Raw genomic sequence first — 23,425 nt, 5'->3', positions numbered from 1 at the left:
GAGACATTTATGGAATCCGTCGATTTAAATTCGGCGTGTGGTACTCTAAGGGTATCAACGCATATTTCGACACTATCCCCACAATATCGGTTATTACCGACAAATAAGTGTCGAACCATGCGTTCAGTGTTAGAACATCATGGATTTTAAGTGTTTTTGTCGAAGAATGATGAAACTAAAGACGAAATCTCATCCCCTTCGTACAATAGAGACAGTTAAAGTCACCATTGAAAAAGAAGGAGTATCTATGAATACAAAAGAACAAATTTATCAGTATCTTGTTTTCGAAACACAAATTCTACTCGATCATGACTTTTCCTTACTCACAACCGCAGTGATTTCAGAATCGTTACACTTAAGCCGTTCCTTAGTATCGCAATACTTAAATGAATTGTTTCAGGAAGGGCTCTTAATTAAGGTATCGTCACGACCGGTGTATTACTTTGATAAACACGAATTTGAGAAGCGCTATCGTGTTCAAAATGTATCGCGTGAGTATTTAAGTGTTAAAGCGCTCATGGATGAAATACAGAGTTCGGAAGGGTATGATTCCTTCCAAGATTTAATTGGTTTTGATGGATCATTAAGTCACATCGTTCAACAAATTAAGTCAGCCCTGCTTTATCCAGGCCGTGGATTGCCGATTGTATTGTTTGGAAAACGCGGAAGTGGTAAGACGTATTTATCGCGTATGATTCATAAATTTTGTGTGGAACATGACTTAATTCAAACAGGACAAAGCGTTTACCATCTAAAATTTATTGATCCGCAATGTGATTATGAACGCCTGCTTTTTGGGGATGAAACACAAAGTGGTTTGTTGGAACAAAAAGAAATTGGTGTGCTCTATCTTGAACATGCAGATCGAATGCGTCCAGACATCCAATACCAAGTATCCAATGTCATTAAAGATGGCTATTACACCAAAAACCACAAGGTTGTGAAGGTTCATTGTCGCTTGGTTTTTGGAACCTCTTATAATCCGGAAGATGCCTTTGATTATTCGTTACTTCAAAGTCTTCCAATTATATGTAAGATTCCGCACTTTGATCAACGGGGAACTCAGGAAAAGGAACACTTCATCCTGAAATTCTTTAAGCAAGAACAACAAAAACTCGGCTTAAAAATATTTATTTCATACAAGCTGTTAGAAGCATTACTTCAACTCAAATTTGATGAAGACATTCATGAGTTAAAAAAATGCATCACGCGCATCTGCGCAACAGCCCTGGAATCAGCGCAACAAGGTGTCATGCATTGTCACTTATATCATTTACCAGAAGATAAATTGAACTACAGCATCTCAAATGAACAAGATATGAAGCAGCTTATTGAAATTGATACGTATGTCATTCATGAATCAACGGATAAGATCGTGCATTTATTTAAAAATATCTTAAAAGCGTTTAACGGTTTCCAAAGCAATCAGCTATCGTATCGTGAGATGTTAGCACAAGATTTTGAGTCCATGCGTAATTATTATGATTTGATGATTTTTGATCAATCGTATAGCCTTCAAAAAGTATATGGACTTGAGAAAATTATTGATGATGTGCTTGAAGATGTGAAACAAAAAAACAAAATCAACATTCCCAGCAATTGCAGTTTTGTCTTATCACGGGTTTTGTTGTCAACATCACATGAAAAAATAAAACTTGATCGATGGACGTATAAACATCGTAACGATATCAATGCTTTATTAGAGTTCCTAAAAGAAGAAATGTATGACATTTTCATGATTTCAAATGAGATTTCAAAGATGGTATACCAAGCTTTAGAGTTAAAGCTTAATGATTTCAATCTAATCTTTCTAATCCTAAATATTTATTTCTATAACGACAACATTAAACACAAAGATACGGCAGCCGTGATTGTATCACATGGATACTCGACGGCAAGCAGTATTGCGGATGCTGCCAATCAGTTGTTAGAGGAACATATCTTTGATGCCTTTGATATGCCACTGGATAGTAGCAGTGAAGAAATCATTATGAAGGTGAATGACTATATCGCCTTAAATCCGTATTATAAGAATTTGATTTTACTGGTCGATATGGGATCGTTGGAATTAATTGGGGATCGCATTCTTAAAGATTTAAATGTTGGTGTCATTAATAACAGTTCAACGGCAATTGCCTTGCATATTGGTTCAATGGTTCGTCAAGAATATCCACTGGAAGAAATCTTAGCGAAAGCTTCGAAACAAGCCGTAACCAAGTATAAAATCTTGAATCGTGCAGAGAAAACAAAAGCCATGGTCTTTGTAAGTGATGCAGGGGTATCCGTTGCAGATCGGATGGTCAACCTCTTTAAACAGTCCTTGCCTAAATCCATTGATCTTCGTTTTATTCGGTATGACTTTAAAGAATTATTAACAAATGGTTTAAAGGATCCTTTATTTGATAAGTTTGAAGTGATGTTGATGGTGAAACCACACTCATTACCACTGGATTCGATTCGCAGTGTAAGTTTGGAGGATATTGTCAGTTTTAAAGATATTTCCATTGTGGATAAGGCCTTGGAAGATTATCTGGATGCAGATGAGATTGAGGTGTTTAACCGGAATCTGCTTAAAAACTTTTCACTTCAAAATGTGATGCAGAATCTAACCATTTTAAATGCAAACAAACTTTTGAACTTTGTCAGTGATTCCACATCTCATTTAGAACGCAAGATGCAAAAGACATTCCAAAGTAAGACGATTGTCGGTATTTATATTCATGTCTGCTTTTTGATCGAACGTCTGGTAACTAAAACAGCTATTGACGACTATAAGGACGTGAAACGCTTTGAACATGACCACCAAGCCTTTATTCGTGATGTGAATGATAGTTTTGGCCCTATGCTCGAACATTATAATGTCATGTTGCCGGTATCAGAGATTGCACTCCTTTATGACTATATTGAAAATGATAAAAATCGAGAGCATGGAGAGGATGATTCATTTTGAAACTATCAGCAATGAACAGTCACTATCGATATTATAGTTTGAATACATTTTTTAAAACCATTTCAAGTCTGGGCTTTGATGCATGTGAGATATGGACCAGTCCACATCACTTCTTTGTGGATTACCAACAGTATGATGATCCTTTTGCACTTAAAACCCATGCAGAGCATTTTGGGTTAGAGATTATCGCAATCTGTCCAGAACAGACAAATCCAAAGCCCCATAACATGGCGACAGGATCTCTTGAACAACAAAATCGTGTGTATGCTTACTTCCGTAATATGATTGATATTGCGCATACAGTCGGTGCGAAACTGGTGGTAGTAACAAGTGGTTGGGCATTTTATGACGAACCCCTAGAAGCAGCCTATCAACGCAGTGTCGCAATGATGCGAAGATTGTGTATATATGCGCAAGAGAAAGGAATTCTTCTTGCCATTGAGGCATTACAGCCTTATGAATCACGCTTGGTGAATACCGTTCAAGATTTGAAAGCATATCAAGATGCTGTGGCGTGTGAAAACTTAAAAATTTGTCTGGACCTTGGGGCAATGACCCAGGCTGAAGAAACAATTGATGATTACTTTAATGTTTTTAAAGAAGATATTGTTCATGTGCATTTTGTGGATTCAGGACATTGTGCATGGGGGGATGGACAACGAAACATGCAGGAAGATCTTACAAAATTTAATCAATATAAGTATCAAGGTTATTACTCGCTGGAAACAGCCAAACAATGTTATGAAACAAAACCAGGTGATGCGGATTTACAAAGTTTAACGAAATATAAAGAACAGGGAGGGATCTAAATGAAACACTATATTATCGCAAGTCATAAACACCTGGCAGAAGGATTCTACAGTGCCGTCAAAGCCATTGTCGGAGATGTGGATTCCGTTCATATTATTTCCGCCTACGTTGATCATCATGATCTCACACAAGAAATTATGATGTGCTTCGAGGGAATCCCTCTTGAAGATGATTTAGTGGTCATGACGGATATTTATGGCGGAAGTGTCAATACAGAGTTTATGAAGTTATTGGGCAGCCGTGATTTCCATCTCATTGCCGGCGTTAACCTAGCGCTTATTATTTCAATCATGGTTGAAATTCAAGGCCCCATAACGCGTGAAGAACTTATAGAAAAGATCGAAGAGTGTCGTATGTCATTACGATATTGTAATGACGATCTTGTTGGAATGGACGTCGAAGAAGAATTTTAGGAGGAACTTATGATTGTATTATGTCGTGTTGACCATCGTCTCTTACATGGACAAGTTGCATTCTCTTGGACCAATGCCCTTGGTGCAGACTGTATCTTGATTGCAGATGATGATGTCGTTTCCGATGATATTTGGAAGACCACATTGAAACTGGCAAAACCAGCCAATGTTAAGTTAGTCATAAAGAATGTTGAAGATGCAATAAACGCATTAAACAGTGGCGTTACAGATAAGTATCAGCTGTTAATTGTCGTACGGACCATTGACGTTGCGTATAAGCTTGCGCAAGCATGTCCACAGATTCAATCCATTAACCTTGGTGGAACGAAAAAAGAAGGTGATGATGAACAAATCAGTAAAGCCATCTTTGTCAGTGAAACCGATAAGAAATTGTTGAAGGAATTAATGGATGCTGGAAAAGAAGTAGAAATACGGATGTTATCCAGCGACTCAAAGCAGGTAGTAAAACTATAAAAGGAGGAAGAATTCATGTTACAAGCAATATTGATTGGTTTAGTAGCGGCATTGGGTGTCTTCGGGGATCAACTAGGATCACTGTATATTAATCGCCCAATTATTCTTGGACCCATTGTTGGACTTATCTTAGGAGATGTTCAACAAGGTGTTATTATTGGTGCTACTTTAGAATTATTCTTTATGGGGGCCGTGTCAATTGGTGCCTATATTCCACCGGATGTAATTGTTGGTGGGACATTGGCTACAGCGTTTGCAATCTCGATGGGATCTGGAACCGAAGCAGCGATTGCGCTTGCTATGCCACTTGCATTAATCTCACTTGCAATTGGAAATATCTTTAACGTTGTCAATTCCTTTATCCTACGCATTGCTGATAAATCGGCAGAGGCAGGTAGTGTTGGTGGTATTAAAACAGCACACTGGAGTATTGGGATGATTACAGTGGTCCGTCGTTTCTTGTTAGTTTGCCTAGGATTTTACTTCGGTGCTGAAGCAATGTCTAATGTTATTGCAGCAATACCAGAACAAATTATTGCCGGTATGGATGCAGCTGCGGGACTTCTTCCTGCGCTTGGATTTGCGATGTTAATGCGTATGATTTTAAACAAGAAACTTGTACCATTTTATTTCTTAGGATTTGTTTTATCTGCTTATCTCAATGTACCGGTATTAGGGATTGCGATTATCGGTGTCATTATTGTAATTGAAAAATTTGACTTCTTAGGGGGCTTTAGACAAGCACCGGCAGGATTAAATGTGGAGGACGATGATGATGACTTCTAACAACAGTGTAATTACCAAACAAGACATTACCAAGATGGCCTTCAATGCTGGAAGTTTAGGCATGGAGTTTTCTTGGAACTATGAACGTCAGATGCATCTTGCATTTGGCATGATGATGGATCCAACCCTTAAAAAAATTTATAAGGATGATCAAGAAGGGTATGCGGAAGCGTTACAACGTCATATTGAATTCTTTAATATTACACCCCAATTAGCACCATTTGTTGGTGGTATTGTGTGCTCGATGGAAGAGAAACATAAAGATGGAGAGGTCGATGCAACGGCGATTAGTGCGATTAAAACGGCGTTAATGGGACCCTTATCTGGAATTGGAGACTCGATCTTTGTAGGGTGTATTCGAGTTATTGCATTAGGTGTTGGTTTATCACTTGCGATGAGTGGGAATATCCTTGGACCCATCGCTTACTTTTTAATCTATAACATTCCTGCTTTCTTAGCACGTTATTTTGGAGCACATCTCGGTTACAATATTGGTTTTAATTATCTTGAGAAAATGCAACAGAGTGGTGTGATGGATAAAGTTCTTGCGGCAGCAGGTATCTTAGGGATCATGGTTATTGGTGGTATGTCGAAAGAAATGGTTTATACAGGATTGGCCTTGCAAATTGGTACCGGAGAAACGGCACAACCCTTCCAAGAAATATTGGATGGTATTATGCCAGGACTTGTCGGTCTAGGAACAACATGGCTTTATTATTGGTTACTTAAGAAAAAAGTAAATCCCCTTATTCTTATTGTTGGGACGATGGTAGTAGGTATTGCTGGTGTTTATTTAGGAATCTTTGGATAGGAGAAACGTATGTTAAAATTTGATAAAGAAAAGCAATTAGCGAGTTTTAAAGGGGGATTAGCCCTTCGACCTGAAATTGAAAAGGTTGCCGATGCAATTCATGATAAAGGTTATAACGGTATTTATTTTGTAGGGATTGGAGGAACTTATGCTTCTGCACTCCAAGTTGCTCATCACGTAAAAGAGATGAGTACACTGCCAATTTATGTGGAACATGCAGCGGAATACTTAGTAACCGGGAATAAGAACATTACAAAAGATTCAATTATCGTTTATTCTTCTGTAACTGGGACAACACAAGAGGTTGTGGCCGCGGTTAAGGTTTTAAAAGAAGTTGGGTGTACGATTGTCGCATTCGTCGATGAACCCAATTCAATCCTTGCGGAATTGGGTGATTACACCATCTCTTACGGTCTGAATGAACAACTTAAGTTCTTTATGTTTATGGATCGTTTAATGCAACGTAAGGGTGATTTTGATGATTATGAAGCAATGTATCAAGAATTTGATCAATACTTACCTGAAGCACTTGTTGATGTGGAAATCAAAGCCGATGCATTTGGGGAAGCTTATGCGAAACGTCATCACGATGATGCCATGCATTACTTTGTGGGTGCAGGGAATCAATGGGGTGCAACGTACTCCTATGCGATGTGTTATTGGGAAGAACAACATTGGCTTCCTACAAAATCAATTACAGCACCTGAATTCTTCCATGGTATGTTTGAGATTGTAGAACGCGACACCCCTGTAACGATCTTCGTAGGAGAAGATACATCTCGTCCATTATCAACACGTGTTGTCGATTTTATTCCGCGTATATGCGCAAACTATGAAGTCATTGATAGTAAAGATTATGAACTGAAAGGGATCAGTGAAAAATATCGCGGTCACATTTGTCATCTTGTAATGATGGCGGTTAACCGTCGTATTGATGCTCATATTGAGAAAATAAACTGTCATCCTACAGAAATTCGTCGTTATTACCGACAATTGGATTATTAAGCGAAAACCCACTTTAAACAAGTGGGTTTTCTTTCTTAAATTTTCAGTTCAAACGCATTGTTATTCGCTTATACATATGTTAGACTTATCTTCCATGGAGGTTTAGCTCAGTTGGGAGAGCATCTGCCTTACAAGCAGAGGGTCAGCGGTTCGAGCCCGTTAACCTCCACCATTTTTATTCTGGATCACCCACGACGAGGGTGGTTTTTTTATGCTTTCTCATCTGTGGATTTTGAGTATGGGGAATGCGTCTAATTTCAGGGCAAATAAAAATAGAAGACAAGGAAATCCAAGAACAGTTTAACTCAAAATTAAATGCACCTTTGTAGGTTCATTTTTGACTTACGGCTCCTTTTATGACTATAATGAAACCGCTAAGCTTTTGTTTTTTAGAAAAACAAGAGTAAACTCGGTAATAAATAGCGCATCATTTTTTGGGGAAATGGATGCAAATAGAATTTGGATAAGTGGGTGGGGAATGTTTATTAAGAGAAGAAATGAATTTCGGTATTATGTTTTGCTTTTTTGTGTATCACTATTTTTATTTGGCTTTATGTTCTTAAATGAATTGGACATCTATCAAATCATCGTTTCGTATTTCCAAAATAGTAACGAAAGTTTATTTAATTCTGATGTCGGGATATTCTTCTCAGACAGCAGTGAGATCACATTTATCAAATATACTTCAATTGAACTCCATAATGCATTGAAGTATTCAAGTTTTGAAGCGAGCTTAACAAGGGCTCTGTCACTTTTCCAAATCGTGGTTCCTTTACTTGCTTCATTTGCGGGATTAATAATGTATCATAACCAAACCAGTTGTAATGTTTTAAAATCATACCGTGTAAAAAAATATCGTAACTTTATTCGCAATGAACAGTTAAGAATCGCGATAAGCGTGGCGGGTTCAATTTTTAGCGCATACGTTTTATATTACCTAATCATTCTATTTATAAGTGGAGGACGATTTGACGCATACACAATTCACACAGATTTATTTTTAGATGTACTTGGAAATAAGTTTTACTATCAACACCTCAAGTTTTATTATTTTTTACTGGGGATTGTAAAGTATTTACTCATTCCATTTGTTTTAGCTTATTTATCAACATCAATTGCGCTCTTCTCAACTAAAAAGAGTACGGTGGTGTTTGGGCTCTTAATTTATTATTTTGGTCTCTCGGTTCTTATGTTTCCTCTGGTTTCTGTGGGAACAATTGATAAGTTTCCAATTGCCATGTTGTTTGCGCCATCAACTATTTTTTCGATTAGTGATTACAATACAGCGCCCACAATACTGCTTTTTATCACAAACTCAATGCCCCTTATTTTAGGTTATGTATTATTTAACCATAAGACGCGAGGTAAGCATCTTGAGATTAGTTAGAAAAGCAGCATTTGCAGGCTATATCATGTATATTAGCTTTATATTTTTGATCGGTAATGCAGCTTCATTCCAAAATCTTTTCAATGATATATATTTTGTTATTGGTACGATTGCCTTGTACTTTTCGATCTATATAAAAGAAGATTGTGAGATGATGACGGTATATCGATATGGCTCAAAAATAAATTTTGCTTTAAAAACAATTGGGAACGCTGTGTATCATGCTTCAGTGCTTTATTTTAGTTTAGTTCTATTTTATCTGATCCTATCAATCTATTTTTATTCGGGTTTCGATTTTTATTATTTTCTGAAAATAATGGTGCTGGTGGTAGTGTTAGGGATATCGGAAGTGCTCGTAAAACTTTTACGTCTTGGCTCAAAGTTACCCATAACAAGTTTTGTGGAATTTCTGTTAATTCTTTCCTCTACAAGTTACTATATGCCAATATTGGATAATCCCATGAATCCGTTCTACATTTTTTATCATTTAGAAAGCTTAAATTGTGGGGTGATTATTTTAAACTATCTACCCTATGTATTCTTGTTGATGTTAGTTTTCTACTTAAAAATGGAGGATTTAGAATTATGACAGTATTGATTTATTTTATCACCTTGATACTTGGAATTATAATCTCTTCACTCCAAATGTTCCCAGGCCCGCATGGAGTCATAACATTGAGTGATCTTATGAATGTATTATATTTAAACTTTAATAGTTTTCCTTTGTACGGAATTGATCAAGCAAGCATTCAAAATGTCATTGTGTTTACGTTAATTACAATTACATTAATGAATACCGTTTTAAGGGAATTTAAAGACTTACAATCATTTTATGGTCTCTTACTTTATCGGAAGAATATAATCACTTCTTATACAGTTCTAGCGAAGTATCATGTTTTGAATGCAATTAAGATGATGGTCATGACGTTTTTATTTTTTGTTTTCATGACTTTAGTCTATAAAAGTACATTAACTACAATGCTTGTGACCATATTTTATCTCACCCGATTAACAACTTTAATGCTAGCGATTGGACTGTTATTTGAAGCAATCAGTATCCGGTTCAGTGAGAATTTGGTTACATCAATTTTTCCATATTTTATGATTATGATTATGATATCAATTGATTATTACAGTTCAATAAGTATTGTTTCTTTTGTTGGTGAATTAGAACTTGAATTGATGCGAATGATTTTAGCTTTCGTATTTGTTTTAATTGCCTTCGGAGGTTCCATACTTATTTTAAAAAGGAGTATTTATTATGATTCAATTTAATGGCGTTTCTAAAAAGTTTAAAGACCTACTTCTTTTTGAAGATGTCAATATTAATATAAGAGAAGGAAAAAAGACCGCCATCGTAGGTCCAAACGGTAGTGGTAAGAGTGTGTTATTGAAACTCATCGTCGGCTACTCTGCCCCAACATTAGGGAGTATTGTGATTGATGGGAAGAAATTGCAGCAGGATATCGATTTTGTACCCAATGGCGGTGTAAGTATTAATGCGCCAGAGTTTATTGGTTCATTAACAGGACTTGAAAACCTTCGTGAAATTGCACGCATTCGAAGATGTGTGAAAGAAGCGGATATTATCCTTCTCGCTAAAAAGGTTAATTTTGAAGCGGAGTTATCTAAGAAATATAAAACGTATTCCTTAGGAATGAAACAAAAAATGAGACTGATTCAAGCTTTAATGGAACGTCCTGATTACTTAATCCTTGATGAGCCCTTTGATGGACTGGATCGATTAAGTAAAAAAATTGTGATAGCAATGTTGGATGAATATGTTGAAGAAACAGGATGTACCCTTGTTTTTACCAATCATGGGGAAGAAGTTTTTGAAATTGCCGATGTTGTATATGAAATTGATGATAAAAAACTAAGACTCATCAAAGGGGAATCGGAATGTTAATGAAAAGACGGGTTCTCATTTTTTCGTTACTTATAACACTCATTCTTGTTGGATGTACACATCAAGAAGAACCGACATTGTCATTAAATGAAGAAGTGTTAAAGGAAATTAGAAATTCCGCATTTATTTTTAATGATAACTATAAAGATCCGGTAATTAAATCCTATTCCGATCGTTATACTCAATATTATTTATCGCTTGGCGATCACAATAACGCCACAATTTATCAAGTAGTAATGGATAGCGAGGAAGATGAAATTCTTGAAATTGTAAAATCTGAAGAAGTGCCATTGATTGAGAAGCCAGGTTTTGGATACTATTTTGAGGCTGAATACAATGATACAAGTTATGAATCAGATTTTATCTACCTCGATTTTGATCGTCATTTTTTAAGAGTGTGTATTTTAGAGTCAAATCCGAGTGATTATCCAGCCACCGACATCCACGCTTACGGTCAAAATTTTTATCTAGAACCAACCGCTTTAGATTTTTTAGATCAATAATGCATTGTTTTAATTGATTTGAATCCTGAAATTTTTCACAGAACCTGTTGTTAAGGTTCTGTTTTTTATAGATTTACAAACTTAATAATCTATGTTATTCTTTTATTACTTTGAATATCAAAGTATATGAGGTGACAATGAAACATTTAAAAAAATTAATAATCGTTGCGGGTATATTAGTGGTACTGCTTGGTTTTGCGGGTGGGTACTTCTTTAAACTTGCATTGATACCGGGGGAGAAAGATTTTATAGACGCGGATGTGAAAGCTATATGGAAGCCCGATCAAGAATGGTTAAAATCGGTGAATAAAACGTCTCAAGAACTTGTCAGTGATTCCGGTTTGAAACTTAAAGCGTGGTATGTTCCTGCGAAAGCAGAAACGAAAGATACAATATTAGTTGCACACGGTTATGGCAATAACAAAGACCGTGTGGGTCATTATATCCGACTGTTCCATGAGATGGGATTTAATGTGCTCGCACCGGATGCACGATCACATGGTGAAAGTGAGGGAAACCTTATTGGATTTGGTTGGCCAGAGCGATTTGATATTGAAGCTTGGGTCCAAAAAATCATAAATCAAAATGGTGAAGATTCTCGAATCGCATTATTTGGTCTTAGTATGGGAGCATCAACGGTAATGATGGCAAGTGGTCTTGATCTCCCAGACAATGTCATGGCGGTTATTGAAGATTGCGGTTATACCAGTGTTGCAGATCAACTGTCTTATAAACTCAAAGATATGTATAATCTACCCGCCTTTCCAATGATTCCAATTACAAGTATGATTACGCAAGTCAAAGCAGGCTTTAATTTCTATGAAGCATCTGCAGTCGAGTCTTTAAAACGAAGCACGTTGCCTACGTTATTTATTCATGGGGATGCAGATGACTTTGTACCTTATGAGATGTTGGATACCTTATACCAAGCACATCCTGGTCCCAAAGAAAAGATCGTAATAAAAGGTGCAAATCATGCAGAGAGTTATGAAAAAGATCCTGTATATTACAAAAAATCCATTGAGTCATTTCTGACTCGTTATTTAACTCAAACACCAAATAATTCTTAACCTTAAAGAATGAAATACGGTCTTTTTAAAATATCAATTCTATGGTATTATATCCATGCATTGATATGCGTCCGTGGCGCAAGGGATAGCGCGTTTGATTCCGGTTCAAAAGGTTGCAGGTTCGATTCCTGTCGGGCGTGCCAATTTATAATTAATTAAGAGTCTCAAGATATTATCTTGAGACTTTTTTCTTTCGTTGAAATCATTAGGTTCTTCAGCTTTAGGGGGATTAATCTACACATAACTATAATATGAATAGGTGTGCGTTTATGGTACATTTAAGGAAAGGGGGGGCCTTCTTATCAAAAAAATAAATATGGTTTTTACGATATTGTTAGCAATCTTAATTACTACAAGCAGCTTTCAAGTATTCAATTTTGAGTACCAGGTAGAATTTGGGATTTTAGGTGCGGACCAAATTCATGGAGAGCATTTAAAACCTTACTATATTAATATTACTCCGAGTGAAGTGAATCGTTCGATTGATGATTTGATCGAAGACGTTAGAACTTTTAGTGAAAGATACAAATATAATGTTGCGATTACAACTTCAGAGGATGACTATTCCAATCAAGAAAATGGCTACTTTTATTTTATAAGTGGTAATGAATCGGAACTCTTAAGCCACATTACTGTGAAAGAGGGGAGATTAAAGGAAAGTTTTTTTATTAATGATGATTGGGTTATATCTAATAATCAACTCAAAAAGCCGAGTTATTTAATTGATTATCTTGATCATCGTTTCTATGATTTTGATTCAACTTATAAAGATTCCATTTCAATCTATCCCTTGTCCAAAATAGAAGAATACTATCCATCAAGTGGTATTCAAACTTTAGTTACAATTTTTGTTGACGAATATTCAACACAGATACAAGAGATAATTTTTGATTATTTTCAAGTTTATAATTATATGAATGGACCTTCCGGATTTTTTGTATCTGAGTTAGGACAAATGAATAATATAAGTGTGGATAGAGAATTACAGCCGGCAACGGTTGTTGCTGTTATCGGTGTTCTTATGTTAATGGTACTTACAGTACTTAAAAATGGTAAGGAAATCGGGATACGTTATTTGCAAGGACAGTCAACAATACAAATTATAAAAAAATTATTTTTAAAAGACATTATAGTTCTATCAATTCTATTCGCTCTTACGATTTTTTGTACAGCTTTTGTCATCTCGGATTCTTATGGAACGTTACTATTTAAGTTTTTAGTAAAACTGATTCCATTTGTTCTTATTTATGTTTTTAGTATCTTAGGATGTTTGTTCATTACATATTTTTGGGTTGTTAAACGAACGTCTAATGAAATTTTAAAATCGAGTATGTCAATTGTACCGATCTATGTACTAACACTTATTTTGAAAGGTCTCTCCATAGTTATTCTTCTTATTCCTATTTTTACTCGAATTCAAAGCATTGAATACAAACAGGGGCATATAAATTCATTGACAGAAAATCCAATGGTTTTAAATTCTAAACGAATTGCTTATGCATCAAAATCTCCTGTGGATAAAGATTATAAGGACTATGAGAAAGCTTTGTTTGAGCTTGTAAGTCAAAATGATATTGCATACGCAAACCATGATGCATATGATTTCTACCTCACCGTGCTAAAACATGATCAGTACAAGAATATTGAATTATCAATGGATGAATATGTACCACCATCTGTTCACATTAATAATGCTTATTTAGATTATGTCAGTATCACTGACGAAACAAATCGAATGTTAAATCCTAAAATGTTATCAAAAGATAAAAATTATATCTTGGTTTCTAAGGAACGAGCTAATACGTATTATACTTACTTAGAGCCATATATGAGTAACTATGAAATTCTTTATATTCAACCAAATTCAACTTATGTATCCGCCAATAGAACGATAGCCATTCCAGCAGGGACCATAGATGATCCTATTTACTTTGTAGACAATGTTTACTCAAGAGGGATTGATAACTTTACTGTGAGCTTGTTATACAACGGAGAAACCAATAGCCTTACAAATATCTTGGAACGTATGGATCAAGATTATGATGCGAGCTATAAAGTTGTGAAATCGCGAGATGTCTATGAATTAAGTATTTTTGAAATAAAAAATGATTATTTAGTTTGTTTACAATTGATTGGATTATATTTTTTAATACATCTAATAATAAACTATACTTCAATTAAAATCTATGTTGATGGCTATAGCAAAAAAATTGCCATTAGATATCTCAATGGGACGAATTATTACAATCGCTATGCAATGCTCATTAACGGTTCAGTCTTTTCAACAATTGCTGCCTTTACATATCTTCTCTACCAGGCTTCAGGAGACAAAGCAATTGCTGCGGTATTATTAGGAATATTTGTCGTGACATTAATCTTGGAATGGATCACCATTAAGGCGAGCATAAGAAAATATGAATCGACGGAAGTGTCTACAATTTTAAAAGGAGATGACTAAATGGAATCAATTATAAAGTTAGAAGGGATTTCTAAACAGTTTAACGATATACCAATCTTAACTGAAATTAATCTAGAAATGCCATCTCATGAAGTTATTGTAATCTCAGGCCCATCAGGAAGTGGTAAAAGTACATTATTAAATATTATTGGACTCCTGGATACGCCAGACGAAGGCACAGTGACCTTGTTTGGAAAAGCAAATCCTAAACCGTTTTCTAAAGAAGCAACGGCATTATTACGCACAAAAATCGGTTATCTTTTTCAAAATTTTGCGCTCGTCGAGAACAAATCCGTCGAGTATAATTTAATGTTAGCTTTAGAGAACGTTAAGCTAAAGAACAAAAAAGAAAAGGTGAGTGAGGTCCTAAAAAAAGTAGGTCTCGATGGATTTAAAGATAAAATTGTTTATCAATGTTCCGGGGGAGAACAACAGCGTATCGCACTTGCACGAATCCTTTTAAAACCTTGTGAACTTGTCTTGTGTGACGAGCCGACAGGGAGTTTAGATGAGCGAAACAGAGATAAAATCATAGAATTATTGATGATGTTGAAGGATGAAGGGAAGACAGTGGTGATTGTTACTCATGATTCCTATCTTATGACACTGGCAGATACACACTTAGTCTTAGAAAGTAATGATGGTGAACCAGGTTTTTCAATCAATAAAAAATCTGGGACGTTATCATTTTGAAGTGGCATGGAATCTTATAAGACCTTCAATTTAAAGTGATTAATAATAGTGTTCGTGAAAAAATCTCGAGATTTGAACTTGAGATTTTTTTGTGGATATAAATCAAGAGTGAATCGGGTGGATGAATACGCTGTTTTTGACTTCGTGTTAAAAATGTTTAGATAGCGTTTACATTTTATGTGTGAATGCTATTATAGAGTTAGAAAGAACGTACCAAGGGGGGAACTATGTTCAAAATAAAAAAGCTTTTATGCGTGGGATTATTGCTTCCGTTATCTGGTTGTGGGACAACATTAGGTTCAGATTCAATTCAGATTCAGCCATTTGATTTATCAACGCCTTTAATCGAATCATCCATTGCTAAAACGGATCACGATGTGTATTTTGTCGAGAATGCATCGCTTTATTACTATAATATCAACCGACAAAAAGTAGCACGATTAACCGGGATGTCCTTTGCGGATGACCAAGAAGTTGAAAATGATCGGATATCCTATACACGCTACTTTGAGAGTTTTGTGCAAGATAGCGACTTAATTTATTATGGGGATTATCTTTATGGACTTTTCGCGCGAATGAGTGCCGATGGTGGAAGTGCTTATTCGCTTGGACGCTTGAATCGCAAAGGGGAAGCTTATGAAGAAGTTCTCCGCTTTGAAACCTTACCGCTTCGTTTTCGAATTGATTCAGGCTTCATCTATGTTCTTTTTGAAGATGAAGTAACCGGGGAATCCATTATTGAAGTTTATGACCATCATTTTAAACTAATTGAACGTAATCTGTATCCTGAATCCATACAGACATATCAATTCTTCATTGATAAAGGGCAATTGAGAATTCCAGAAGAACCGTTGACCGTTTATGAAGATGAGACCATGCGACTTTACTATGAGATCCATCGGACAACGGATGATTCAAACACTTCTTTAGAAAATGCTCGCGTGACGGCAGTTTTTTCAAAGGGTGATTACGAAATTAGACTTGATAATAAAATTATTATGTATGCAAATAAAGATTATTTCTATACTTCAAGTCTTGATGGCATACAAGCATATGAACAGTATGATCATAATGGAACGTTGATCAGTAGCGTAGTACCCGCTGAGACAATCACATCTCGCGGACCGGAGAGTGCGATGTTTACGCGTAGTGATTTTTCACTGATGTTACGCGTCGTGGATGATCGTTATGTTTTCGGGAAATCACAGGAAGCTCACTTTATATGCGATTTGGCGATGAAGGAGTGTGATTATCTTGTTAAATAGGTTGGAAGTAAGGAATTTAAATAAGGCTTATGGCGCTACGAAAGCTGTGAATAATCTTAGCTTTGATATGGAGAACGGGATTTATGGGCTTGTTGGGCATAATGGTGCAGGGAAGAGTACTTTAATTAAAATACTTGCAACCTTGATGAAAGCAGATTCGGGAACAGTATCTTTTAATGGAGAATTGATAAAAGATTACACCGTATTTCGAAGTCTTTTGGGTTATATGCCTCAAAATCAACCGTTACCTGCACAGATGACTGTCGAGCATTTTCTCTTCTATATCGCATCCCTAAAGGCGATTCCAAATGATTTAGCGAGATTGCGGATTGAAGATCTTTTGACGCGTTTTAATTTGGAAACAAAGAAACATCATAAATTAAGTTCTCTTTCCGGTGGGATGAAACAACGGGTCTTGCTTGCGCAAGCGATGTTGAATGATCCCGCAGTTTTAATCTTGGATGAACCAACCGCAGGTCTTGATCCTGTTGAACGGAGCAATCTAAGAAATGTAATCATGGAACTTTCTGGTGATAAAATTGTTTTGATTGCAACGCATATTATATCCGATATCGAATATATAGCCGATAAAATAATGCTTCTTCAAAAAGGAAATATCATTGAATTTGATACACCGGATAAACTTATTTTAAAGATGCGTGTCTTTGAATCCACGCTATCTTTTGAGGCGTATAAACGTTTCGCTCAAGAACATAAAATTATCAATAGCATTCGCATTGGGGATCAGGTAAGAATTCGCCACTTTAGTGATGACATTGAAGGGGTAAAGGTTAATCCAACAATCGAGGATCTTTACCTGTACGCACTATCATGATCCATCTTGAACTCAAAAATCTAAAAATGCGCATGAATTTTCGAATGCTCGTGGTGATTGTTTTAGCCTTTGTCTCTTTAAATATGGTTTATTTGAAATCTACAAGTGCGTATGATGCACTTTATAAGGAATATTCTAAGCATACCGACTTGTTCACAAATGATTCAGTAGATGATGCCACAATGTATTTTGAAGAACAGATTAAATACATATCAGGTTATCATGAAAACATTGATCAAGAGCTTCAAGAAATCAATGACAAACGTGAGACGGGCCTTTTTGAAGATCCCAAAGATGTTCATAAATTGAATAAGGAACATGATTTTTATGAGAAGCTCAAACTTGAACCCGTTGAATTTATAAACATCCAACGCCATGAACTAATTTTACGCAGTCCAACGCCTAAGATTGTGATGCTGCTCTTTGGTTTTTATTTACTCTCCTTACTTTTTGGAGAAGATCTTTTAGAAGGGACACTTGAGATTTATCAGCCAACACAAAGAGGTCTTTCAAAATTATTTCGTTCAAAAATGGTGGTACTAACGGGGTTACTCTTCGTTGTGATGGGCCTTCTAATATTATTTGATGGGTTTAGATTGGGGTTTTCAAAGGCATCCATTCACAGCATTCCCTATTTCAAACATGTTTGGCTTATGGGAAGTGTGTTTCACTATTCAATGTTTAGGTATATCTCAATTTTTGTAGTGACCCTAATGCTTTTACTGTTAACTTTAATTTTTATGACCCTTACGCGAAATACACTTCTTACAGTAATCGCAGGATTAAGTGTTTTCTTTGCGCAAGGCATGCAATATGCAATGATTCCGATTCATTCAAAATATGGCTTCCTTAAGTTTTATAATATTTACTATATGGTTGTCCAAGATAAAGGCGATTTCCCTTATAATTTACTTCTTTTTAGTGTAGTTCTGACTGGAATTTTGGGCATTGTTTCATATGGGTGCTACGTAAAGCGTGGACCAATTCGTAAGCATAAGGGGGCGGGGATTCCGATTCGAAGTACACATCGAATTGTACATAGCATGTATCAACTTTGGATAAGTTCTTATGGGTTAATAATTCTTGTTTTTGTACTAATTTTTGGTATCTATAATATTAAAACCTTTTCGATCAGTACGACGTCAAATGAACAGTCTTATCAACTTTATAAACAAAATTATCTTGGCCCCATTGATGATTCAAGTATCATAAGACATAACCAAGCACTTGCGATAATTCAAGAAGCTGCAAGAGAAAAAGAAAAGATTCAAATAATGATTGACCAGGAACCTGAGCGCGCTCATGATCTCTACGTAGAGCATGATGCGGTATTTAAACGTGCCCATGAAATTTCAAATGCACTCCGATTTGATGAAGAACTGAAGCAGGCACAAATGTTGGGTGTTGATACCATGATTGATAATCGTGGTGCCTCACTCATCGTTATGAAGAACCAAGTCTTCTATCGTCTTATCTTTATGGGTGTATTATTGGTCCCAATGTTTTTCTTAGGCTATCAGCAATACCACCTTATCTATGATCGCCGTAATGAAGGGTTTATTCATGTAAGTAAAACGGGAATGAAAAACTATCGAAAGACCCATAGATATTCACTCTTGATTTATTCAATGATGATGAGTTTCACAATGATTGCGATGCATATTCTAAAAATTACCAAAGTCTTAAATGTAGATTTTTCAAATACAATGAAAGACCTCCTCATTACATCGATTCCAGTCACGTTAAAAACAGGCGTTGTTTTAGTGTGGGTTATGTTGACGCTCATGAGTTATGGTATCGGACGCATTGGAAACCAAGTTTACTTAATGAAATCCAAATTCAGTTCCTATTTAGATAAGTAGGGCTCAAATTAAATCGCTTCACAGAAAAGTCTTGATATATCAGGACTTTTTATTATGGTATCCAATTCACGGAACTTCAAGATAGAGTCGATTCTTGCTAAATTTTTTGGAATGAGATAAAAAGCGAATCAAAAGACTAAGATTCCGTTAAAGCGCTCCTATACTTAAAAAACGAACGTAAAGGCAAATCACTCCATATTTTTTTTCATGACATGAATGGGCTTTTTTATACAATCTTGCTCATGAGATATTCTGGAATTATGTAGAATATTTAAGAATGTGAAGAAGAGGAGTATTTATGAAGAAAATATTTTTAGGTTTTATAACTTTAATACTAACAATCGGAATGTTTAGTCAAGCACGACCACTATCAATTCAAGCCGCTGGTCATGACAGTCTAAATATTATCAAAGACGTAAATTTAGAACGTAAAGTTGGAACAAATCCAGTCGAGGTAATCGGTAATGATACAATTGTTTCAGCTTATGACATGATTATTGTGAATTATGAATTTAAACTTGATGATTCCATTAATTATCAAAATAAAACAACGGAGTTTACGTTACCTTCTATTTTTGACGCAAATAAAACCGTAACAAATTTAGATATAATCCAAAATGGAGAACTTATTGCTCAACTGGTTCGTACGCCTGGAACCCTCGATATGAAGTTAACGTTTACAGATAATAGTTTTCTTGTAAATAATTCAAATATCACTGGGACGATTCGAATCTTCACGCAATTTGACGAAGCTCAAATCACAACACAACAAAAATATCCGATTGAATTTAATGGTCTATCCACAATCGATGTTGAGGTGATGCCTCCGGGAGAAGGTGTGAAGCCAGAACATGCTTATGTATGGAAAGGTGGAACATTACAACCTGATAATCAAACGATTTTGTGGGAAATTTATATTTCAGCCTTTACAGATCTTACCGATGTTGTTATGAATGATACACATACGGAAGGCCAAGAAATTGTTCCTGAATCATTTGTCGTTGATAAAACAACACACTTTGATGCTTCAGGAAATGCTCATTATAGTGGTGCTCCTGAGTTGGTACCAGTGTTTAATGGTTTTGATGGGTTTACGTTGAATGTAGGAACTCTATATTATGATGGAACCAGTGCAGAAGGAAATCCAATTTCAACTGTAGAACATAATGATAAACATGATTTAATCCGTGTACGCTATCTTACAAGAATTACCGAAAAGAAAGATACGTATTTTAATAACGTTTCGATTACCGCTTCACAATTGGGTTCAGAAATTCGCGATATGGAATCTTTTGTAACCGGTGGAAGTGGCATCATTGTTGGGGAATCACGTGCCGTCATCTTGCGTAAAATCGATGCAGACACCCAACAAGGGATTGCTGGCGCTTTGTTTAAGCTCGAAAAGCTTAATCAAGCAACCAATACTTGGAATACATACAAGGATAATCTTGATGTTAATGATGTAAACGGTATTAAAATTGAAAATTTAACTTTTGGGACTTATCGATTTGTAGAAACGAAAGCACCGGATGGTTACATCTTAAACGATACACCGCAACCATCTTTCGTGATTGATGTCTCAACCGCTACAAGTGCTTTGGAAACCTATACTTATGAAAATACCAGAGCAAGTGGATCACTGAAAATTGTGAAAATTGCTTCGCATGATCAAACATATCTAAGTGGTGCTGTTTTTGAATTAAGAGATAAAAACAGTTCAGTAATTTATTCAATTACCGCTACAAATCAAAATGGTATCGCAACCCTTGATGGCATCGCCTTCGGGGATTATGAACTTTATGAAGTCAAAGCACCAACAGGGTACAAAGTGTTGGGGTATGTAAAAGATGTAACGATTAATGAATCCATGGCCTCACACGAAATTCATGTGGAAAATGATATTCTAAAAGGAAGTGTACAGCTTAAGAAAAGTGATACGCTTGGAAATCCATTGAGTGGTGCAATCTTTAAACTTCAAACACACGATGGTATTGAACTTCAAAATAATTTAGTCAGCGATGAATTTGGGTTAATCACAGTATCGGGTTTAATGCCTGGATCATACGAATTTATTGAAACAAATGCACCCGATGGATTTATCTTGGATACAAAATCTGTTCCATTTACAGTAACGCTTGGTGATACAACTTTACTTGAGGTTGAGAAAATAAACGTGAACATTGATGTGCCAGAAATACCAGAAGTACCAGAAGTACCAGAAATACCAGAAATACCAGAAATACCAGAAATACCAGAAGTACCAGAAGTACCGGAAGTACCGGAAGTACCGGAAGTTCCCACAACACCAGAAAACGTGTTACCTTCGACAGGTGTTTCAAATAACGGTCATTATTTCGCCGGATCATTAATTATGGTTGGCCTTGCGTTAATCATCGTTAAAAACAAAAAAGAATCCGTATAATTTTAAAGGTTAATCTATCTTCATGCTGGTAGGTTAACTTTTTTTATACGAAGACAAAAATATCAAGATGTTTATCCGAATACAATGCTTTAAATACGATATAATAGAAGATATTGAAATGAGGATGAGATATGCGATTGGATAAATTTTTAGCTCATAATGGATTTGGAACACGAAAAGATGTAAAGATTCTTGTGAAAAAGGGTATGGTTACGGTAAATCATGATGTGGTACGGGATGCAGGTATGGTTTTAAACCTTGAAAAGGATGAAGTCTTTGTTCAAGGGGAAAGCGTATCGTACCAGAAGGATATTTACTTTATGATGAACAAGCCGGCTGGATATATTTGTGAACATAATCCTGAAATGTATCCCTCTGTTTTAGAACTGATAGAATCGTATCATCGTGATTTGGTTTTTGTCGGTCGCTTGGATGCGGATACGGAAGGGTTACTCTTAATTACAAACGATGGCCAGTTTTCACATCGTGTTGCGCACAGTAAAAGTAATGTTCATAAACAATATTATGTTGAGTTGAATAAACCGTTTGACCTGCGCTTTTGTGAGGAATTAGAAAAAGGGATGATGTTAGGGGATGAACTCTTGAAACCTGCTCAAGTTGAGGTTGTGGGGGAACGCGCTATCCACTTAACAATCGGTGAAGGGAAATACCATCAAGTGAAACGCATGATGCATGCCTGCGATAATGAAGTTACGTATTTAAAACGCATTAAGATTGGTGCGTTGGAACTGGATTCATCCTTACAACCCGGTGAATATCGAGATTTATCGGAGGAAGAAATCAACTTATTCATCAAATAAGTGGTAATGCGATGAGTCTTTTGTGAGGTCCATATCTTTTTTGGCCGAAAGGTATTATTATGAAGATAGTTAGAGTTGGTTTACGCGAGAGGAGCATGAAGATGGAAACAACAAATCAATCAACCAAAGTTAAAAAATTTAAATATGTTGGATCGGTTGCGATTATTTTAATTGTGATCATCATTTCCTTTGTTTATCATTTTACAAAAGGATCCAAACCAGTAATTGTATTTAAAGATAATGCGCAATTAGAACAATACACTTACTTAAGTAATGCCGCACTACAAGATGCGATTGATCTCGAGAAGAGTAATTTTGGAACGTATCACGTTGAGTTTTTGAAAGATGGTAAGATTGTGGATCCAGAGACCATCCGACAAGAACAAATCCAGTTGTATACAACAATGCATAACATTCCCTATCCATTTCCAGAAGGGTTTGATGATAAGGGAATTATGGACTTGCTAGATAACGGGGATGAAATTCCTGTTGTCGGTGATTTAGAAATGCGCTTTATCGCATCGTTTTCAAACGGTGAAGAAGCAACCTTTGAGAAAATCTTTAAAGCCGTTGATACAATTCCACCCAAAATAACGTATCGCGTGGATGATAAAGAAGTTGAAAGTGGTGCACGCATTGTGGTCCAAACGGGGAATGATGAAGGGGAATTGCGTGTTACGGATACGCGATTTGATCACGATATTGAGATTCAATTCAATGCCTCAAAATCACCGGTGAAAGAGGCGACACAGCTTAAAATTGAAGCTTCTGATGGAGTCAATGAAACGCAGTATCAAGTCTATCTCTATTATGTAGATCTGGAAAATGTTTCCGAAGAGATGTATCAAATCTTAAAAAATGCCGGAGTTATAAATTTAGATCGTATCCAAGTCAAAGAGTCGTAAGACTCTTTTTTTATGGTTCTCATTAATGTCTAACACGATGTTAGAT

Annotated in this window: 21 protein-coding genes and 2 tRNA genes; all 23 read left to right on the top strand. The window is 36.0% G+C overall.

From position 1 onward, the window contains the following. Positions 1 to 247 precede the first annotated feature (247 nt). The 23 genes from EPJ90_RS06800 to EPJ90_RS06690 all read left to right on the top strand — a co-directional run bounded on the left by EPJ90_RS06800 (position 248) and on the right by EPJ90_RS06690 (position 23,379). Complete coding sequence (locus tag EPJ90_RS06800) at positions 248 to 2,950, top strand: sigma 54-interacting transcriptional regulator (protein WP_161637445.1); 2,703 nt, start codon at positions 248 to 250, stop codon at positions 2,948 to 2,950. Further along, positions 2,947 to 3,759, top strand: coding sequence for a sugar phosphate isomerase/epimerase family protein (locus EPJ90_RS06795; protein WP_161637444.1), 813 nt, complete (start codon positions 2,947 to 2,949; stop codon positions 3,757 to 3,759). Before EPJ90_RS06800 ends, EPJ90_RS06795 begins: the two co-directional genes overlap by 4 nt. Continuing rightward, on the top strand, positions 3,760 to 4,173 hold the full coding sequence (locus EPJ90_RS06790; protein ID WP_161637443.1) for a PTS sugar transporter subunit IIA: 414 nt from the start codon (positions 3,760 to 3,762) through the stop codon (positions 4,171 to 4,173). Positions 4,174 to 4,182: 9 nt separating this feature from the next. Continuing rightward, a complete protein-coding gene (locus EPJ90_RS06785) occupies positions 4,183 to 4,647 on the top strand; it encodes a PTS sugar transporter subunit IIB (RefSeq protein ID WP_003774783.1) in 465 nt (154 codons plus the stop codon). A 15-nt stretch (positions 4,648 to 4,662) separates the two neighbouring features. Beyond that, positions 4,663 to 5,433, top strand: coding sequence for a PTS mannose/fructose/sorbose/N-acetylgalactosamine transporter subunit IIC (locus tag EPJ90_RS06780; protein WP_123171105.1), 771 nt, complete (start codon positions 4,663 to 4,665; stop codon positions 5,431 to 5,433). Continuing rightward, the gene (locus EPJ90_RS06775) at positions 5,420 to 6,244 is read left to right on the top strand and encodes a PTS system mannose/fructose/sorbose family transporter subunit IID (protein ID WP_013853305.1); all 825 of its coding nucleotides are present in this window, start codon (positions 5,420 to 5,422) and stop codon (positions 6,242 to 6,244) included. The genes EPJ90_RS06780 and EPJ90_RS06775 overlap by 14 nt, the downstream gene beginning before the upstream one ends. Positions 6,245 to 6,253: 9 nt before the next feature. Further along, positions 6,254 to 7,249 carry an SIS domain-containing protein gene (locus EPJ90_RS06770; protein ID WP_123171107.1) on the top strand — a complete coding sequence of 332 codons (996 nt, stop codon included), beginning with the start codon at positions 6,254 to 6,256 and terminating at the stop codon, positions 7,247 to 7,249. 96 nt (positions 7,250 to 7,345) lie between these two features. Continuing rightward, a tRNA-Val gene (locus EPJ90_RS06765) sits at positions 7,346 to 7,421 on the top strand. A 306-nt stretch (positions 7,422 to 7,727) separates the two neighbouring features. Further along, the gene (locus tag EPJ90_RS06760) at positions 7,728 to 8,636 is read left to right on the top strand and encodes a hypothetical protein (protein ID WP_244660392.1); all 909 of its coding nucleotides are present in this window, start codon (positions 7,728 to 7,730) and stop codon (positions 8,634 to 8,636) included. Next, on the top strand, positions 8,623 to 9,225 hold the full coding sequence (locus tag EPJ90_RS06755) for a hypothetical protein (protein ID WP_200542849.1): 603 nt from the start codon (positions 8,623 to 8,625) through the stop codon (positions 9,223 to 9,225). Before EPJ90_RS06760 ends, EPJ90_RS06755 begins: the two co-directional genes overlap by 14 nt. After that, entirely contained in the window at positions 9,222 to 9,911 is a 690-nt protein-coding gene (locus EPJ90_RS06750; RefSeq protein WP_200542848.1) for a hypothetical protein, read from the top strand. The genes EPJ90_RS06755 and EPJ90_RS06750 overlap by 4 nt, the downstream gene beginning before the upstream one ends. Then, positions 9,898 to 10,545 (top strand): ATP-binding cassette domain-containing protein, encoded by a 648-nt coding sequence (locus EPJ90_RS06745; RefSeq protein WP_200542847.1) that lies wholly within the window; start codon positions 9,898 to 9,900, stop codon positions 10,543 to 10,545. The genes EPJ90_RS06750 and EPJ90_RS06745 overlap by 14 nt, the downstream gene beginning before the upstream one ends. Next, positions 10,539 to 11,048 (top strand): hypothetical protein, encoded by a 510-nt coding sequence (locus EPJ90_RS06740; RefSeq protein ID WP_200542846.1) that lies wholly within the window; start codon positions 10,539 to 10,541, stop codon positions 11,046 to 11,048. Before EPJ90_RS06745 ends, EPJ90_RS06740 begins: the two co-directional genes overlap by 7 nt. 137 nt (positions 11,049 to 11,185) lie before the next feature. Beyond that, complete coding sequence (locus EPJ90_RS06735; protein WP_161637442.1) at positions 11,186 to 12,118, top strand: alpha/beta hydrolase; 933 nt, start codon at positions 11,186 to 11,188, stop codon at positions 12,116 to 12,118. Positions 12,119 to 12,185: 67 nt separating this feature from the next. Next, positions 12,186 to 12,261, top strand: a tRNA-Arg gene (locus EPJ90_RS06730). 173 nt (positions 12,262 to 12,434) lie between these two features. Continuing rightward, the gene (locus EPJ90_RS06725) at positions 12,435 to 14,576 is read left to right on the top strand and encodes a bacteriocin transporter (protein WP_200542845.1); all 2,142 of its coding nucleotides are present in this window, start codon (positions 12,435 to 12,437) and stop codon (positions 14,574 to 14,576) included. Continuing rightward, entirely contained in the window at positions 14,577 to 15,269 is a 693-nt protein-coding gene (locus EPJ90_RS06720; protein ID WP_200542844.1) for an ATP-binding cassette domain-containing protein, read from the top strand. A gap of 227 nt (positions 15,270 to 15,496) precedes the next feature. Further along, complete coding sequence (locus tag EPJ90_RS06715) at positions 15,497 to 16,534, top strand: hypothetical protein (RefSeq protein ID WP_200542843.1); 1,038 nt, start codon at positions 15,497 to 15,499, stop codon at positions 16,532 to 16,534. After that, entirely contained in the window at positions 16,515 to 17,369 is an 855-nt protein-coding gene (locus EPJ90_RS06710) for an ATP-binding cassette domain-containing protein (RefSeq protein ID WP_200542842.1), read from the top strand. The genes EPJ90_RS06715 and EPJ90_RS06710 overlap by 20 nt, the downstream gene beginning before the upstream one ends. Next, positions 17,366 to 19,231, top strand: a complete 1,866-nt coding sequence (locus tag EPJ90_RS06705; RefSeq protein WP_200542841.1) for a lantibiotic ABC transporter permease — start codon at positions 17,366 to 17,368, stop codon at positions 19,229 to 19,231. Before EPJ90_RS06710 ends, EPJ90_RS06705 begins: the two co-directional genes overlap by 4 nt. A gap of 298 nt (positions 19,232 to 19,529) precedes the next feature. Then, entirely contained in the window at positions 19,530 to 21,653 is a 2,124-nt protein-coding gene (locus EPJ90_RS06700) for a SpaA isopeptide-forming pilin-related protein (RefSeq protein ID WP_200542840.1), read from the top strand. 131 nt (positions 21,654 to 21,784) lie between these two features. Continuing rightward, positions 21,785 to 22,474 (top strand): pseudouridine synthase, encoded by a 690-nt coding sequence (locus EPJ90_RS06695; RefSeq protein WP_200542839.1) that lies wholly within the window; start codon positions 21,785 to 21,787, stop codon positions 22,472 to 22,474. 101 nt (positions 22,475 to 22,575) lie between these two features. Beyond that, a complete protein-coding gene (locus EPJ90_RS06690; RefSeq protein ID WP_161637439.1) occupies positions 22,576 to 23,379 on the top strand; it encodes a hypothetical protein in 804 nt (267 codons plus the stop codon). Positions 23,380 to 23,425 lie beyond the last annotated feature (46 nt).

It is taken from the genome of Erysipelothrix sp. strain 2 (EsS2-7-Brazil) (assembly GCF_016617655.1).
In the GTDB taxonomy this organism is placed as follows: Bacteria; Bacillota_I; Bacilli_A; order Erysipelotrichales; family Erysipelotrichaceae; genus Erysipelothrix; species Erysipelothrix piscisicarius.
The sequence above is the reverse complement of the archived record's forward strand: the minus strand, read 5'-3'. Positions and strand labels throughout refer to the sequence as shown.

Coding starts and splice junctions, on each gene's coding strand:
- EPJ90_RS06800 (WP_161637445.1), top strand. CDS start 248: ATGAATACAAAAGAACAAATTTATCAGTATCTTGTTTTCGAAACACAA.
- EPJ90_RS06790 (WP_161637443.1), top strand. CDS start 3,760: ATGAAACACTATATTATCGCAAGTCATAAACACCTGGCAGAAGGATTC.
- EPJ90_RS06785 (WP_003774783.1), top strand. CDS start 4,183: ATGATTGTATTATGTCGTGTTGACCATCGTCTCTTACATGGACAAGTT.
- EPJ90_RS06780 (WP_123171105.1), top strand. CDS start 4,663: ATGTTACAAGCAATATTGATTGGTTTAGTAGCGGCATTGGGTGTCTTC.
- EPJ90_RS06775 (WP_013853305.1), top strand. CDS start 5,420: ATGATGACTTCTAACAACAGTGTAATTACCAAACAAGACATTACCAAG.
- EPJ90_RS06770 (WP_123171107.1), top strand. CDS start 6,254: ATGTTAAAATTTGATAAAGAAAAGCAATTAGCGAGTTTTAAAGGGGGA.
- EPJ90_RS06760 (WP_244660392.1), top strand. CDS start 7,728: ATGTTTATTAAGAGAAGAAATGAATTTCGGTATTATGTTTTGCTTTTT.
- EPJ90_RS06750 (WP_200542848.1), top strand. CDS start 9,222: ATGACAGTATTGATTTATTTTATCACCTTGATACTTGGAATTATAATC.
- EPJ90_RS06745 (WP_200542847.1), top strand. CDS start 9,898: ATGATTCAATTTAATGGCGTTTCTAAAAAGTTTAAAGACCTACTTCTT.
- EPJ90_RS06740 (WP_200542846.1), top strand. CDS start 10,539: ATGTTAATGAAAAGACGGGTTCTCATTTTTTCGTTACTTATAACACTC.
- EPJ90_RS06735 (WP_161637442.1), top strand. CDS start 11,186: ATGAAACATTTAAAAAAATTAATAATCGTTGCGGGTATATTAGTGGTA.
- EPJ90_RS06725 (WP_200542845.1), top strand. CDS start 12,435: ATGGTTTTTACGATATTGTTAGCAATCTTAATTACTACAAGCAGCTTT.
- EPJ90_RS06720 (WP_200542844.1), top strand. CDS start 14,577: ATGGAATCAATTATAAAGTTAGAAGGGATTTCTAAACAGTTTAACGAT.
- EPJ90_RS06715 (WP_200542843.1), top strand. CDS start 15,497: ATGTTCAAAATAAAAAAGCTTTTATGCGTGGGATTATTGCTTCCGTTA.
- EPJ90_RS06705 (WP_200542841.1), top strand. CDS start 17,366: ATGATCCATCTTGAACTCAAAAATCTAAAAATGCGCATGAATTTTCGA.
- EPJ90_RS06700 (WP_200542840.1), top strand. CDS start 19,530: ATGAAGAAAATATTTTTAGGTTTTATAACTTTAATACTAACAATCGGA.
- EPJ90_RS06695 (WP_200542839.1), top strand. CDS start 21,785: ATGCGATTGGATAAATTTTTAGCTCATAATGGATTTGGAACACGAAAA.
- EPJ90_RS06690 (WP_161637439.1), top strand. CDS start 22,576: ATGGAAACAACAAATCAATCAACCAAAGTTAAAAAATTTAAATATGTT.